This is a genomic window from Polymorphospora rubra (genome assembly GCF_018324255.1).
Lineage (GTDB): Bacteria > Actinomycetota > Actinomycetes > Mycobacteriales > Micromonosporaceae > Polymorphospora > Polymorphospora rubra.
The window spans coordinates 7356172-7369808 of sequence record NZ_AP023359.1 but is presented as its reverse complement, the minus strand read 5'-3'; the positions used below and the strand labels follow the sequence as shown (position 1 = coordinate 7369808).

The 13637-nt window shown below is 69.0% G+C and carries 16 protein-coding genes and 1 pseudogene; 7 read left to right on the top strand and 10 right to left on the bottom strand.

Features of this window, described 5'->3' with window-relative positions:
- Positions 1 to 88 precede the first annotated feature (88 nt).
- Positions 89 to 424, bottom strand: a complete 336-nt coding sequence (locus Prubr_RS32170; RefSeq protein WP_212818912.1) for a hypothetical protein — start codon at positions 422 to 424, stop codon at positions 89 to 91.
- Positions 358 to 882, bottom strand: a complete 525-nt coding sequence (locus Prubr_RS32165) for a hypothetical protein (protein WP_212818909.1) — start codon at positions 880 to 882, stop codon at positions 358 to 360. The genes Prubr_RS32170 and Prubr_RS32165 overlap by 67 nt, the downstream gene beginning before the upstream one ends.
- Before the next feature lie 374 nt (positions 883 to 1256).
- Between Prubr_RS32165 and Prubr_RS32160 the strand changes: the two genes are divergently transcribed.
- Positions 1257 to 1583 carry a hypothetical protein gene (locus tag Prubr_RS32160; RefSeq protein ID WP_212818906.1) on the top strand — a complete coding sequence of 109 codons (327 nt, stop codon included), beginning with the start codon at positions 1257 to 1259 and terminating at the stop codon, positions 1581 to 1583.
- Positions 1584 to 1669: 86 nt separating this feature from the next.
- Here the strand turns inward: Prubr_RS32160 and Prubr_RS32155 are convergent.
- Both Prubr_RS32155 and Prubr_RS32150 read right to left on the bottom strand, forming a co-directional pair.
- A pseudogene (locus tag Prubr_RS32155) lies at positions 1670 to 1840 on the bottom strand (phospho-N-acetylmuramoyl-pentapeptide-transferase); the annotation flags it as partial.
- Between the two features lie 67 nt (positions 1841 to 1907).
- On the bottom strand, positions 1908 to 2528 hold the full coding sequence (locus tag Prubr_RS32150) for a DinB family protein (RefSeq protein WP_212818904.1): 621 nt from the start codon (positions 2526 to 2528) through the stop codon (positions 1908 to 1910).
- Between the two features lie 326 nt (positions 2529 to 2854).
- On the opposite strand from Prubr_RS32150, the gene Prubr_RS38440 reads away from it, so the two are divergent.
- The 4 genes from Prubr_RS38440 (at position 2855) to Prubr_RS32130 (ending at position 7360) form a co-directional block, all read left to right on the top strand.
- Complete coding sequence (locus Prubr_RS38440) at positions 2855 to 3256, top strand: ATP-dependent DNA ligase (RefSeq protein WP_212828783.1); 402 nt, start codon at positions 2855 to 2857, stop codon at positions 3254 to 3256.
- A 61-nt stretch (positions 3257 to 3317) separates the two neighbouring features.
- Positions 3318 to 3491, top strand: coding sequence for a hypothetical protein (locus Prubr_RS32140; RefSeq protein WP_212818901.1), 174 nt, complete (start codon positions 3318 to 3320; stop codon positions 3489 to 3491).
- Positions 3492 to 4125: 634 nt separating this feature from the next.
- Positions 4126 to 6129 (top strand): Hsp70 family protein, encoded by a 2004-nt coding sequence (locus tag Prubr_RS32135; protein ID WP_212818899.1) that lies wholly within the window; start codon positions 4126 to 4128, stop codon positions 6127 to 6129.
- A 496-nt stretch (positions 6130 to 6625) separates the two neighbouring features.
- Positions 6626 to 7360 (top strand): alpha/beta hydrolase, encoded by a 735-nt coding sequence (locus Prubr_RS32130; RefSeq protein WP_212818896.1) that lies wholly within the window; start codon positions 6626 to 6628, stop codon positions 7358 to 7360.
- 458 nt (positions 7361 to 7818) lie between these two features.
- Here Prubr_RS32130 and Prubr_RS32125 read toward each other — a convergent pair whose 3' ends face one another.
- From Prubr_RS32125 to Prubr_RS32115, 3 genes are all read right to left on the bottom strand, one after another.
- Positions 7819 to 8349 carry a GOLPH3/VPS74 family protein gene (locus Prubr_RS32125; RefSeq protein WP_212818894.1) on the bottom strand — a complete coding sequence of 177 codons (531 nt, stop codon included), beginning with the start codon at positions 8347 to 8349 and terminating at the stop codon, positions 7819 to 7821.
- 93 nt (positions 8350 to 8442) lie between these two features.
- Positions 8443 to 8838 (bottom strand): GntR family transcriptional regulator, encoded by a 396-nt coding sequence (locus Prubr_RS32120; RefSeq protein ID WP_212818892.1) that lies wholly within the window; start codon positions 8836 to 8838, stop codon positions 8443 to 8445.
- Positions 8839 to 8843: 5 nt separating this feature from the next.
- Positions 8844 to 9668: a hypothetical protein gene (locus Prubr_RS32115; protein ID WP_246567948.1), complete on the bottom strand. Its 825-nt coding sequence runs from the start codon at positions 9666 to 9668 to the stop codon at positions 8844 to 8846.
- Positions 9669 to 9818: 150 nt separating this feature from the next.
- Here Prubr_RS32115 and Prubr_RS32110 point away from each other — a divergent pair, with 150 nt between their 5' ends.
- Positions 9819 to 10340, top strand: coding sequence for a hypothetical protein (locus tag Prubr_RS32110; protein ID WP_212818890.1), 522 nt, complete (start codon positions 9819 to 9821; stop codon positions 10338 to 10340).
- 359 nt (positions 10341 to 10699) lie between these two features.
- Positions 10700 to 11551 carry a pyridoxal kinase PdxY gene (gene pdxY, locus Prubr_RS32105; protein ID WP_212818887.1) on the top strand — a complete coding sequence of 284 codons (852 nt, stop codon included), beginning with the start codon at positions 10700 to 10702 and terminating at the stop codon, positions 11549 to 11551.
- A gap of 301 nt (positions 11552 to 11852) precedes the next feature.
- On the opposite strand, the gene Prubr_RS32100 is transcribed toward pdxY, so the two are convergent.
- From Prubr_RS32100 to Prubr_RS32090, 3 genes are read right to left on the bottom strand one after another with little or no spacing between them, the layout of a single operon-like run.
- Positions 11853 to 12779, bottom strand: coding sequence for an NAD-dependent epimerase/dehydratase family protein (locus Prubr_RS32100; protein ID WP_212818885.1), 927 nt, complete (start codon positions 12777 to 12779; stop codon positions 11853 to 11855).
- The gene (locus Prubr_RS32095) at positions 12776 to 13156 is read right to left on the bottom strand and encodes a hypothetical protein (protein WP_212818883.1); all 381 of its coding nucleotides are present in this window, start codon (positions 13154 to 13156) and stop codon (positions 12776 to 12778) included. The genes Prubr_RS32100 and Prubr_RS32095 overlap by 4 nt, the downstream gene beginning before the upstream one ends.
- Positions 13153 to 13419 carry a MerR family transcriptional regulator gene (locus Prubr_RS32090; protein ID WP_212818880.1) on the bottom strand — a complete coding sequence of 89 codons (267 nt, stop codon included), beginning with the start codon at positions 13417 to 13419 and terminating at the stop codon, positions 13153 to 13155. Before Prubr_RS32090 ends, Prubr_RS32095 begins: the two co-directional genes overlap by 4 nt.
- Positions 13420 to 13637 lie beyond the last annotated feature (218 nt).

The window sequence follows — 13637 nt, the reverse complement described above, 5'->3', positions numbered from 1 at the left end:
GGTCGTCAGCTGAGCTCGGCCGCGCAGGCGAGGTCGCGTTGCGGACTTGTCCGGTGGTCAGGAGAGGTGGTCACCGCGTTGTTCGCGACTACGAGGCGGCGGCCTTCCTCAGGACGTCGAACATGAGTCGGTCGGGTGGCCTCAGAACCCCCTTGCTCGAGTAGTCCACCTCGCGGAACAGCACCTGCCGTTGACCGGTGCCGACCTCACGGTCGAGCATTCGCCGCAGGGAGTGTTCGACCCGAGCAGTGAGATCGTCTGCCGGCCGGTCGACGAGCAGCGCCAGCGCCCGGTGCAGAGCGGCCTCGGCGTCCGGGAGGTACAGGTAGTCCGAACGGGCAGGTAGGCGCTGCCGGGTCAGATCGACGCCGTAGCGGAAGGCGACGCCGACCAGGTCGGCTCCAGAGAAGTCGTTGCCGTGCATCTCATTGGATTTCCGCAGGGCGAGCGTGCGGTATCCCGGAGGTTCCGGTTGGCCCTGCTTCTCCAGGAATGCCAGGTCGCTCGTAAAACGCTCGGCGGAGCCTGGGGCCGGGGCGCCCAGAAGGTCGTCGACCTGATCCGTCCGGTGAAGACGCAGTCGATGAGTTCCAGGTAGTCCGCCGTCAGATCGCGGATCTCCGCACCGCGGAAGGTGCAGCCGACGAACCGCGAATAGCCGGCGGCGCCGGTGAGTACCGCGCCGTCGAAGGAGCACTCGACGTACTGCGACAACTCCATGCCGGAGCCGAACGCCACGTTCTGGAAGCGGAGTCCATCGAAGCGACATCGTTCGAAGCGGGCACCGACACCGACCAGCCCGGTAGGGCTGTGCACCGAGTAGTCAACTCCGACGACCTGCTCGTGCTCGACGACCAGTCGGTTGCTCTGCTTGCCCGCCACGATCCCACCCTTGCCGCTCGCATCCACTACTTCCATTTGTACAAGGCGTAATAGCACGGACCACGCCCGCTTCACGGCCGCGGACCTACCGCTTACCGGCGCCGTAGGCCTGTCCTGGACGCGGTCATGGTCGCGCTGGCCGGGCACGCGGGCTGCGTCCACTGAGCAGAGCGGCTGAGGTCGGCCAGGTCCTACGTGGTCAGTTTGCGGCCGGATCCACCAGCTCGGCCCAGGGATCGTCCCCCTGTGACGATCCCGCAGTGCTGTGGCCACGCATCGCAGCGCGTGACGGGCTCGTAAGCAGATCCTGCGTACGATTCCGAGCTGCTGACGAATATGCGGCATGATTGGCGTATGGGCGGTGCCGATCCTCCGTGACTATCACGGACTCGACATCTGTGGCCCGGTTCCTTCTCGGCCCCGACACGGACGCCGAGGAGTCCGTGGCCAACGTGGATGTGTTCGTCGACCTTTCTGACGGATCCAGTTGGGCGCTGACAATCTTCACTGTCGACGAGGTCCGTCGTCTGCTTGCCAAGTGGAAGGAGACTGGTGAAGTCGCGAACGGCAGCTACTTCCGGGCTGTTGATCAACTAATCGTTCCGGAACCGGGCGTGGCGGCCATGACCGCGGCGATCCGGGAACTCGTTCGGAGCGGCGAGGTAGCAAGCGTTTGTGTCCGAAGCCGGGCTCCGGGCTGAAGCCGCCAGCGTGTATCCACGTAGCGTCACTGGCCGTGGACGTGGATCGCTTCGAGCGCTATGACCGGTACGAACGGAGCCTCGTCGAGATCCCCGGCGACGTAGGCGAAGACGGTCGCCACGATGAAGACGACGCCGTCCATCGTGGGCGTGCCCTTCTTGCCCTGTTTGCTGGCGAGCCCGATGGATTGGATCGGCTGGCCGGCCTTGAGCGCGGTGAAGACGCGAATCGCCACCGGCGTGCCGAACAGGGACATGATGAACGCGACCGCTGCCGCGACGATGACCGCCCTTACGGGCGAACCTACACGAGATCCGGATTTCTCAGGACGTCCCCGCCGCGCGATGCGCGTCGGATAGGTCGGCATGATGCGAGCCGCCGGCCGCTTCCTGCGCAGCCCGCTCGATCTTCGCCCAGTACGCCTCCCGGGCCGCCGTGTCGATCTGCTCCTCGTACTCAGCCCTCACCCCGGTCCGGCCATCGAGCTGCTCACGCAGGATGTCGGCGTGTCCGGCATGCCGGCTGGTCTCCAGAAGGACGTGGACCATGATGTTGAACAGCTTGACGTCGGGCTGTGGCCACCATGGCACGTGGCCAGGCGCGTCGATGGGAAGCTCGTCGAGCGTCGCGTCCGCATGTCCCCAGGCACGCTGATAGAAGTCGATGATCTGCTCGCGGGTCTCGCCCGAGGTCACCCACAGGTCGCTGCCGTCCGCGTCCTGCCATCGCCCCAGCGGCTCCGGGTATGGGCGGGCGAAGACCTCACCGAAATACCAGGCCTCCAGGGTTGCCAAGTGCTTCACCAGGCCAAGGAGGTTGGTCCCCGTCGCTGTCAAGGGACGCCGGACGTCGTACTCGGACAGGCCCTCGAGCTTCCAGACCAGCGCCTGACGTGTCCGCCTGAGCTGGCCGTGTAGATGGCCCTTCGCGAAATCCTCGATCATGGGACACGAGCTTGCCATCCGACGGCAAGCGGAGCAGCCCTGGACCTCACAGCGCCGTGGTTTCCTAACTCGCCGACACGAATCCGACGACGATCTTGCAGTGCCAGGCCCGGAGGTTCAACTTGTGTCCGAAGCCGCGCAGATAGCCATACGACAGGCATTCGGACAGTTCCGATAACCGACGTCACCATTTGACATCGCCGGACTTCTGCTGGCGCTGGCTCCCGGTACGGTGCTCGATGGGGAACTGATTGTCCGGGCCGAGGCCCGGACCGATTTCGCGCTGCTGCGGCGCCGGGTGACCGCCCGGACGTCAGCTCGCGGAGATCGCCCGAAGTCACCCAGCACACTTCGTCGTCTTCGATCTGCTCAGCGCCCCCGGCGGCGAATCCCTGCTCGACCGGCCGCCGCACGAACGGCGGAGCCGCCTGGCGTGGCTGCTCATCGACGCGCCGCCGAATCTCGTCCTCTGCCCGCAGACCACCGACGTCCACGAGGCCCGGGAATGGCTGCGAACCTGGCCCGAGGTCGGCGTGGAGGGCGTCGTCGTCAAGCGGTGCGGCGGACGATACGAGCCGGGGCGGCGCGGCTGGCGCAAGATCCGGGCGTATCGCACCGTGGAAGCCGCGGTCGGTCGCCCCGGATCGGCAGGCACCCCGAGAAGCTTCTCGTCGGCCGCTACGACACCCGCGGGCGCCTGCGCTACCTCGGCCGGACACATCTGCTGAACCGCGCCCAGCGCCACGACCTCGCCGGTCTCCTGCAGCCGATCAGTCCGGAGGAGAATTCATGGCCCCAGCCACTTCCCGGAAAAACTGGTCGGGCCAACTGAACCCGGCGCTGCCCCGGCCGTATACGCCGGTACGGCACGACATCGTCGTCGAGGTAGAGGTGGACACCGGGCGTACGAGCACGGCCGGTGGCGACACCGGCTACGACACCAGCGTCCCCGCCTCGACCTAACAGCCGAAGGCCTTTCCCTGCTGACCGACAGGTCGGCTGGTTAACGGGTCGTCTCAGCTTGTTCTTTACCCTCGGCGGCCGATCGCAGTGGCGATCCTTTGTGGAATCGGTGTGTCGGTGCTCGACATTGAGAAGGCCACCGTCTGATGATCTTCCGATTCCCTGGCAGAACACGGCGTAGGCGAACACGTCGGCCAGCGTCCGCAACCGCACGCCGTTCGACACCGCTCAGCCGCGTCCGGCCAGCAGCGGACAGACCTGACCGATCGCCCGGGTCGCCGTCGTACGGTCCACCCGAACGCCACCGCCACGGCCTCGTGCGGGATGCCGAGACGCAGGTGGGCCTGCGTCACCACCAGCCGGTCGACGAAGGCCAACACCGGCAGTTGGCCCACACCTGCCTCACGCTGCCTGCGCCCACCGCGCCGGGCGTGCAGCCGGCCCTCACGCCCGGCGATCCACAAGGGATACAACTCCGACCGCAGCAGGTGCAGATGGTGACCGGAGATCCCGGTGAACGCGGGATGGCTGAAGACGCGACGCGCCCAACAGACCGACATCCGCAGATCATCGACCACATCGACCGACCGGCGCCCAGCGCCCTACTGCGCACAAGGTCGTTAGACTTGGCGCGGTGTCGAGACATCACCTGGGAATCGACTACGGCACGTCGCACACTGTTGCGGTGGTGCGCTGGCCAGATGGCCGGTGCCGGCCGCTGTTGTTCGACGGATCGCCCCTGCTGCCCTCCGCGCTGTTTCTGGGCTCGGACGGGGACCTGGTCGCTGGTCGGGACGCGGTGCACAGCGCCCGGCTCGACCCGGCCCGGTTCGCGCCGTATCCGAAACGCCACGTCGATGAGGGTGTTCTGCTGTTGGGTGACCGGTCGGTGCCGCTTGTAGAAGCGGTCGCGGCCACGCTGGTTCGGGTGGCGGTCGAGGCGGTTCGGGCCTGTGGCCTCCCGCCGGCCCGGGTCACGATGACTTATCCGGCCGGATGGGGGGCGGTGCGCCGCGACGTACTGGTGGGCGCTGCCACCCGTGCCGGCCTTCCCGCTCCGACGCTGGTGCCGGAGCCGGTCGCGGCGGCCGGATACTTCACCGCCGTGCTGGGGCACGCGGTCCGTCCCGGGCATCTGCTCGTGGTGTACGACCTTGGTGCGGGCACTTTCGACGTCGGCGTCGTGCGCCGTACCGGAACCGGCTTTGAGGTCTGCGACGTCGATGGCATGGCCGACTTCGGCGGCCTGGACCTGGACGCGCTGGTGGTCGCGCGGGTCGGTGCTGCCATCGAAGATATCGACCCGGCGGCGTGGCAGCGGCTCACGGCGCCGTCCGGCCCGGCCGACCAGCGGCACTTCCGCACGCTGTGGGACGACGCGCGCGGCGCCAAGGAAATGCTCTCCCGCCAGTCCAGCGCCGGGCTACACGTACCTCTGGTCGAGCGTGAGGTGCCAGTGGGGCGAGAGGAGTTCGAAGCGGCGGCACGCCCGTACCTGGAGCGGGCCGCGGTGTTGACCAGGCAGGTGATGGCCCGGTCAGGCGCCACCGCAGGCAACCTCGCTGGCGTGTTCCTGGTCGGTGGCGCGTCCCGGGTCCCGCTCGCCGCGACCACGCTGCACCACGTCACCGGCGTGGCACCGACCGTCCTCGAACAGCCCGAACTGGTAGTCGCGGAGGGCGCGCTGCACGCCGCCCACACCGAATGGTCTACAGCGGACACTGTGCCGCCCAGGCTGCCGAGTCCGCGGGTCGCGTCAGTGTCGCCCGGCATGGCACCGGCAGCGGTCACCCCGGTACCGGTGCCGACGACCGGCTGGGGCTCGCCGGACCTGCCGCTCGGACCCGGCTGGCCCGCCGCTCCCGGCCCCGCGCCTGCCGCTGTGCACCCTCCAGCCACGCCGCCTCCGAACCGACCTGTGGGCACGCGGCGGGCATCGTCGGTGCCGCCGATGGTCTGGGCCATGCTGGCCGTGCTGACCACCTTGCTGACCGCCGCCTCCCTCGTCACCATGCTCACCCGACCGCTGGCGCTCGCCGGCGTGGCCGGCACCGTTATGCTGGTCCGTCGCGCCGCGACCTGGCGGCCGCGCAAGGGAGCTGGATTCGCCCGGTCCCGGTCCGCCGCCAGCATCCTGGGCACGATCGCGGCCGTGCCGGCCGGCGTCGTCGCGGCAGCCGGCCTGACGCTGCTCGTGCTGAACAGGTTGGACTCCGACAGCGACAACGGCCTGCTCGCGGCGGGCAGCATTGTGCTGGGCACGGGTTTGCTCCTGACATTGGTAGCGATCGGCCTGCTGATCGTCGGCCTGCGGACCTACCCGCGCCTGGTGGTCCACACCGATGGGATCACCTACCAGCCGGATGCCCGGTACCGGTATGACCTGCCGTGGACCGACCTGGCACGGGTCGAACTCGCACACCTCGCACCGGGACGACCGCCTGCCCTGATAGCCGTACCGCTGCCCCAGTCACCGCTGACCGACGACCTCGCACGGGACCTTCGGTGGCGCCCCGACCTGGACGCCCTGGTCATCGACGACCTCGACCGTTTGAGTCAACGGCTCGCCGCCGACCTGCCCCTCATCGCGCAGGCCCTGGTCCATTACCGCGCCGCGGCAGGCCCTGGCCCGTCCTGACCGACATCGGTCCAGGCGGAATCGGGGGAGCAGATCGGGAGCAGCGGGCCGCTCCCAACGGCGCTGAACGGCGCCCACGGGCCTGACCTGCGCGAATTGTCTCCGCCCTACCTGCGGCTGCATGCGTTTGTCCTGGTCAGGGGTTGCGGACCGGTCCCTGACACGACTGCGCCCATCGGCTCTGGACAATGCATCCCGCTACGAGGAGCTCGATGTGAGAAGACGGCAAACGGCTGTGCCCCGACCCCGAGCGTCGAGGCACAGCCGTTCAGATCGAGTATCAGGCGGCCGGGACAACGACCCTGCGTACCGGAGCCTCCGCAGAAAACACGTTTGGCGGATCACGACGGCCGCTGCTAGCTTCCTGAGGGCCGTGCGAGAGACCGAGGAGGTGGTACCCGTGAACGTTTCAACATGGGTGCTCCCCTCTGGGGTCACGGTCGGGCGATAGGTCGTCCGGGAGCGCCGTTCACGAGCACTCCCGAAAGGCACGACCATGCGATTCACTACTGAGCAGCGCCTGGACGACGGCGTCCTCGAACGCGAATTCACTCTCGGTGAGATCCCCGGCATCCTGTGGACGCCCGCATCCGCATCCGCACCGGTCCCGCTGATCCTGCTCGGCCACCCCCCGCTTGGACTGCACAAGATGTACCCCCGTCTGGTGGCTCGGGCCCAGCACGCCGCGACGGAGGGCTTCGCTGCGGCCACCATCGAGCTCCCCGGCAGCGGTGACCGGCCCCGTTGGGCCGCCGCCGAGCAGGCCCGCGCCGACCTGCGCCGGGTGCTGGAGGCTGGCGAGCCGGTCAGCGAAGAGATTGTCGACGCCCTCATCCTCCCGCTCGTCGACAAGGCGGTCCCGGAATCGCAGGCCGCCCTGGATGCCCTCCTGGCACTGCCCGAGATCGGCGGCCCGGTCGGGTACTCGGGGGGAGTGATCTCCGTCGGCATCCGGCTTGCGGTGGTCGAGCCGCGCATCGTGGCCGCCGGCTTCTTCGCCGGGAGTTTCGTGCCTCGCACCATGTTCGAGGAGGCCCGACAGGTCACCATTCCGCTGCATGTCCTGCTGCAGTGGGATGACGAAGGGAACGACCGGCAGGCGGCCCTGGACCTGTTCGACGCCTTCGGCTCCAGGGAGAAGTCGCTGCACGCCAACATGGGCGGGCATACCGGTGTCCCGCAGTTCGCAGGGGAGGACGCGGCCGGGTTCTTCGCCCGGCATCTGCGCTGACCACCGGCCGGGGCCCCGCCGCCAGGGCAGCAGCAGGCGGTAGGCGGCGCCGGCCAGCACGCCGCTCATCGAGGGCGGGCCCGGCCCTCCTCGATGGCGGTGGCCAGCAGATGCACAGCCGCCTCGATCGCGCCGGTACCGGCCGGTCGGGGCGGAGTTCTGCTCTCGGCGACCCGGCTTGACCTCTGCAAGATCAGCCGTACCTACCCTGCCGAGTGGGTTTCTGCGGCTGCCTTCTTGCTTCCGGTGAGGCGGCGTTCAGCGCCGAGCGTCGGGCGCCCGGTACGTGGCTGGCGTGGCCGTGGCCGGGTGCCGGTCGAGGCGTTCGTCTCCGCTGCCGTGTGGCGGGCGCTCGTTGAGCGTGATCCACACCGGGTCGTACTCCGGTCGCGGTGTCGCACCGGCGGCACGTCGGGCGGAAGCCGGTCTCGACCTCCACGACGTGCGGCTCCCGCTGCTTAAACCTCACCGATCGCAGCGGCCTGGATCGACTTGTGCAGAGCCGGGCCGATCGGTCCGCTCAGCTCGGTGAGTTCCTGGATGCGCTGTTTGTTGGCGCGTTGGGTCTTGCGGTCGAGGACGAGGGTGAGGTCGCCGGCGGCGATGATGGCCACGAGTGCGGCGTCGGCGGGGTCGATGCTGCCGATGGGTTCGTGCAGGGCGGTGTTGACCCGGTCGAGGAGTTCCTTGCGGACGCGGGGGTCGCGGATGGTCACCCTGCTGGTGGGGAACAGCCCGAGAATTTTGTGGGGTTGGAGGTGGACCCAGCCGCCATCGTTGAGCTGCTGGTGTGCCGCTCGGACAGCGGCGCGCTGCCGGTGGCCGATCCAGGACTGCCATGTGTGTGGCTTGGAGCCGGCGATCTCTTCGAGGAGCGCGTCAAGGACGGGATCGCGGCAGGGGTGTCGGACGTCGATGGCGACGCGACCGCGTTTGTCGGTGAGGTGACCGCCTCGGAGAAGGTCGGCGAGGGCCGCGGCGCGGAGCATGGCCCCAGGTTGGTGCCCAGGCCGACCCTGCCTTTGTCCGGGTTGTAGGCCAGCAGGAAGATGCGCTGGGGGAGGCTGTGGGGTAGGGCCATGTCAGGCTTCTTTCGGGTCGCGTGTGGCGGGGGATACCGCGATGCTCCTGGTCAGCGCCGCTTGGACGATGCGGATGGCCTCGTTGGCGTCGATGCCGAGGCTGGCGATGACGGCGGCGTACTCGGCGGCGGCGCGACTCGCCCGTTCGCGTCCCTTCTCGCCGGCCGCGGACACGAACGAGCCGGCTGATCCGCGAGTCTCGATCAACCCTGCCTCCTCCAGCTCCCGGTAGGCCCGGCCGACGGTGTTGACGGCCAGGCCAAGATCTGCGGCCAGACGACGGATCGTCGGCAGCCGGGTGCCCACGGCGAGCGTGTGGTCCTGGATCTGCCGGGCGAGCTGAGCACGGAGCTGCTCGAACGGCGGGACGGGTGAGGCCGTGTCGATGACGATCATTCGGTTCACGGGGCGCTCATGACGTGCCGCGCCACCATGGCGGTCCGAGCGGTCCGCGCCTCGATCAGGGCCTGCGCGATGACGCTCAGGACGATGAAGACGATCCAGGCAGCGTTCCACCAGCCGAATGCGGTACTGAACACCGACACCACCGGCAGCGACCACACCGACCACACCGACGTCGGCACGGCGCCGACCCGGGCGTCCTCGACCCGCATGATGACATCGGCGGTCAGCGAGGCCTCGTCGTCGGCCACGACCGGGTGCGTCAGAACATGGCGCAGCTGGACGACAATCCCGACCGCGAGCCCGCACAGCCCGATGAGCAGGATGACCGCCGCGTACCTCGCGGTGGAGTCGTCCAGTGTCAGGGCGCCGATCGCCAGCGCCATCGCGCCCGCGAACGTGGCAGCCGCGAACGCGGCACGCGGCCAGCCGAGCACGGTACGCCAGCCGAGCCGAACCGGGTGAGCCGCCCGTCGCGGCAACGTCGCACCGGCGCGCCGGTCGACCCGCCGCACCCAGCAGTCCAGCGACCACTGGGCCAGCACCAACCCGACCACCAGCGCCGTCAACACCAGCGGCAACCAGCGCCGGTTCCCGGACCCGTCAGCCATGCCGCCGACGTAGGTGAGGGCAACCGCCATGATGAACGCGGCCAGCAGGACGGAAGCGGCCAGCCGGGTACGTCGCCGGACCGCCAGACGTGTCGCCAGCAACGGTGTCGGCCGGACGTCGCCCAGGCCGTGCCCGGCCAACCACGTGCCGGCCCGGTCAAGGTCGGCCGGACGCATCGGCGGGCCAACGGTCGGCAAGGTTCCCTCCGGCATGACACTCCCTTGTCGCAACCCTTGTCTCAGAAGAATGCGTCAAGCTTTGCGACAAGTCAATCCGGCTCGAGGGTCTGACAACGCCGGGCGCGACCGCTCGGGGTCGGGTCATTGGCCGCATGGGACCGGACGTCCGGTCGCGTTCGGAGCGTGAGCCGGGAGGCGTACCTGGACGTCAGCCCGTACGAGAGCGTCTACCCGTCGCAGCACTACGCCGACTTCGAAGCAGAGGAACACGTCCTCGCCGGCGCGACCGATGCGACGCCGTTGCTGTGGCTGGCGATGTTCCGGCCCCGTGACCTCCGTAGCGTCCCTGTGCTGGAGCGGCTCTTGCCAGGCCCGGTGTCCGAGCACACCGAACTGCTGCGCGAGGCCATGCGCTGGCTTCCTGGGGCGGTGGTCACGATCGAATGGTCGGCCGGCGACGAGCCTCACGCGGGTGCTCTCGCGAGCCTGCGCAAGGCCCTGGCGGTGTTCGACCTTGGTCCTGACGGGGGCGGCAGCACCATCGACGATCTCAGAGCCGCGACCGGCCTCCTCCTGCATCAGCCGCCCGCGACGGCTGTCCGGCGCCAGGCGCCATCGCAAGTACGCGCCGGCTGGCGTGACTTCGCGGGCCCTTTTCGTTGCGGGCGGGCCGTCGAGTCCGAATCCGTAGTGTCCGCGTCGTAGGTTCTGGACGAGGGCGTGGCCGGTGATGATCGTCTGGGCGGTACGGTCGGTACGGAGTCCGCGCATCGGTCTGGGTCGGTGCTTGAACTGGCTGTGATTTGCACCGCGGGAAGTTTGGGCCGGGAGCAGGCGGCCTGGGCCAGGTAGACGATCGTGGCCAGGACAGCCCGGTCGTCAGCCCGCCGCTTCCCGCCACCCTGCGGCCGGAGCGCAGGGGCCGGGATCAACGGCTGCGCAGCCTGCCAGAGGCCGTCCGGGGCCCGGGTCCGCACCAAGTTGTCCACATCGACCATCACGCAAAGAGTGATGGCAGGCCGGGCCAGCACATCACCATCTGGGATGGCCCCTAAGCTGGGCGGATGAAGGTTCTGTCCATCCAGTCAGCGGTTGCCCACGGCCATGTGGGGAACTCCGCGGCCGTCTTCCCGCTGCAGCGCATCGGTGTCGAGGTCGTCCCGGTTCCTACGGTGAACTTCTCCAACCACACGGGCTACGGTGCGTGGCGAGGGCCGCTCATCCCGCCGCCGGATGTGGCCGAGATTCTCCTCGGTGTGGAGGAGCGCGGAGTGTTCCCGCAGGTCGACGTCGTGCTGTCCGGGTACCAGGGCAGCGTGGGCATCGGTGACGTCATCGTTGACGTCGTACGCCGGGTGAAGGCTGCGAACCCCTCGGCCGTCTATGCGTGCGATCCGGTCATGGGCAACGCCAAGTCGGGATGCTTCACCGCGCCGGAGATTCCCCACCTGCTGCGGGACCGCGTCGTGCCGGTGGCCGACATCATCACTCCCAACCAGTTCGAGCTGGGATTTCTGACCGGCACCGAGCCGGCGAGCATCGAGTCGACCCTCGCCTCGGCCGACCTCGCCCGGGCCATGGGGCCCGCGACCGTGCTGGTCACGAGCGTGGAGCGCCCGGACCGGGAGGAGGGCACGATCGAGATGCTCGTCGTGGACGGCACCGGCGCCTGGCTCGTCACCACCCCGCACCTGCCGTTCAAGGCGAACGGGTCCGGTGACGTGACCGCCGCCCTGTTCACCGCCCACTACGTCGCGACCAAGGATGCGGCGGTGTCGCTGGAACGTACGGCCTCCAGCGTGTTCGATCTGATTGAGACCACCTACCGGTCCGGCGACCGCGAACTCCGTCTGGTGCAGGCTCAGGAGTTCTACGCCACGCCGCGGATGCAGTTCTCCACCGAACAGGTGCGCTGAGCCCGGCCCGCGTCCGAACGCTCGCCCACGTCGGCCTGATCAACGCCGCCTGGCGCATGACCGAGGTGACGGCTGCCGGCGGCGCACCCGGGGGCTTGATCGTCTGCGGCTCGGACGCCCGACGCGCCGGGCCCGGAACGCCTGCGCCGCAGACGATCACGTCAACTCCCATCTCGTCCGTGGCGACCAGGATGGCCAACGCCACCCAGACCTCGTTCGCCATGACCGAGGGCGCGGTCGAGACGATGACCCTGACCTTGGCCAACCAGCTCCGCCAGGACCCGGAGGATCGTTGTCACGCTTATGTTGTCGCTCGTGCCGCGTCGAGTGAGGCCGCGATGCCCTGTGCGGTCGGGGTCGCGGTGATGCCGAAGGCTGTTTCGAACGCCTGGGAGTCGAGAATGTAGGGCGCGGTGTATTGGTAGGCCATCTCGAGTGTTTCGCGGGCGGCCGCGTTGAACAGCGCACCGATGCGCACGGTCGTGCGACCCATCACGTTGGTTCGGGCACCGGGGCCGGCGGCGAGCTCGATGTATTGGCGGCCGGTGAGGGCTGGAGCGGTGGGCAGGTGCCAGGTGCGGCCGCGCGCTTCGGATGCGGTGCCGAGGATGGCGAGGGCGTCGCCGATGTCGGGGGTGTAGGTGAGGGAGTGCGGCTGGTCGGCGTCGAAGAGCCACGTACCGGTCTTGCCGGCGGCGATCTTGTCGAGTGCGAAGGTGTTGAAGACGCTGGTTGAGGCGGCGGGTCCGTAGAAGTCGGCGCTTCGCCCGATGGTGACGGTGAGGCCGCGGGCCGCGGCGTCGTCGAGGGTGCGGAGCGCGGCTGCCCGCACCTCGCCCTTCTGGCTGCGGGGGTTGATCGGGTTCTGTTCGGTCATGGGGCCGTCGACCTGGCCGTATGCGTAGACGTTGTCGAGGTAGACCAGGTGGGTGCCGTGCTCGATGGCCGCGTCAACGGTGTTGCGCAGGATCGTCGGCCACTGTTGCGCCCACACGCGGGCGGAGTACGGCAGGCCCACGGTGAGGTAGGCGACGTGAGCGCCGTCGAGGACTCGGGAGACGTCGGCAGCGTTGAGGAGGTCGGCGGTCACCGACCGTGCTCCGTCGACCGTTGCGGGCCGTCGGCCGACGGAGACCGGACGCTCGCCGCGGGCGATGAGGGCGCGCACGGCCTGACGTCCGATGACGCCGTTACCGCCGAGGATGACGTGGGTGGGGTTGGTGGTCATGATGGCGCTCGTTTCGCGTCGTCGGGGAAGAGGGTTCGGGTGACGTCTTGCTGGGCGAGGCGACGCAATCCGGCGAACAGTGGGTCACCGAGGATTGTGCCGACGACCATCAGCTCGGCCACCTGGTCGGGCGTGGTGAGGCTGGAGAGGGCGCGAAGGTCGGCGGCGGCGACGGTCGCCGCCGCTGCGGCATATGCGTCGAGATAGGGGTCCGGGGCGTCGAACCCGATCGCGCGGAGCCCGTCCAGGGCGCGTGCCGCGGCGTCGATGCCCGGGTTGTCGTCGGTCACCTCCCAACCCAGCGATCGAGCCAACATGGCGATCCGTTGGCGAGCCGCCTCGCTCGGTGCCGACTCGGCCGCCCGCGGAGCGCTCATCGCGTGCTGCGCGACGCGGAAGGTCTCCGCCAGGGGGCATCCTCCGCATCCAGTGCGGCGATGACTTCCTTCGTCGCGGCGACGGAGAGGCCCCCCGTTTCCAGGAGGGCACGGATCAGGCGGACGCGATGCACGTGCGCGTCGCCGTAGTCGACCTGGTTCGGGGCCGATCGCACCCCTTCGGGGAGCAGGCCCTCCCGCTGGTAGTACTTCACCGCCGACAGCGGAACGCCGGAGCGCCTGGACAGCTCGGATATTCGCACTATCGGATAGTAGCACTATCCGTATGGCGATCGCATGAAGGGGCGCGGGTACTGTCACCTTCCGGGAGTTGGTGATCGTGTTCTGCCGGGCCTCACTGGACCCGAACGCCCCGTGCCCCGGTGTGCCGACGCGGGGTCGGCGCACCCGGATCTCGGTCGCGTCCAGACGCAGGGACGCCTTCGTCGGCGGCGTATGGCCGACCGTCTACCACTCTGAC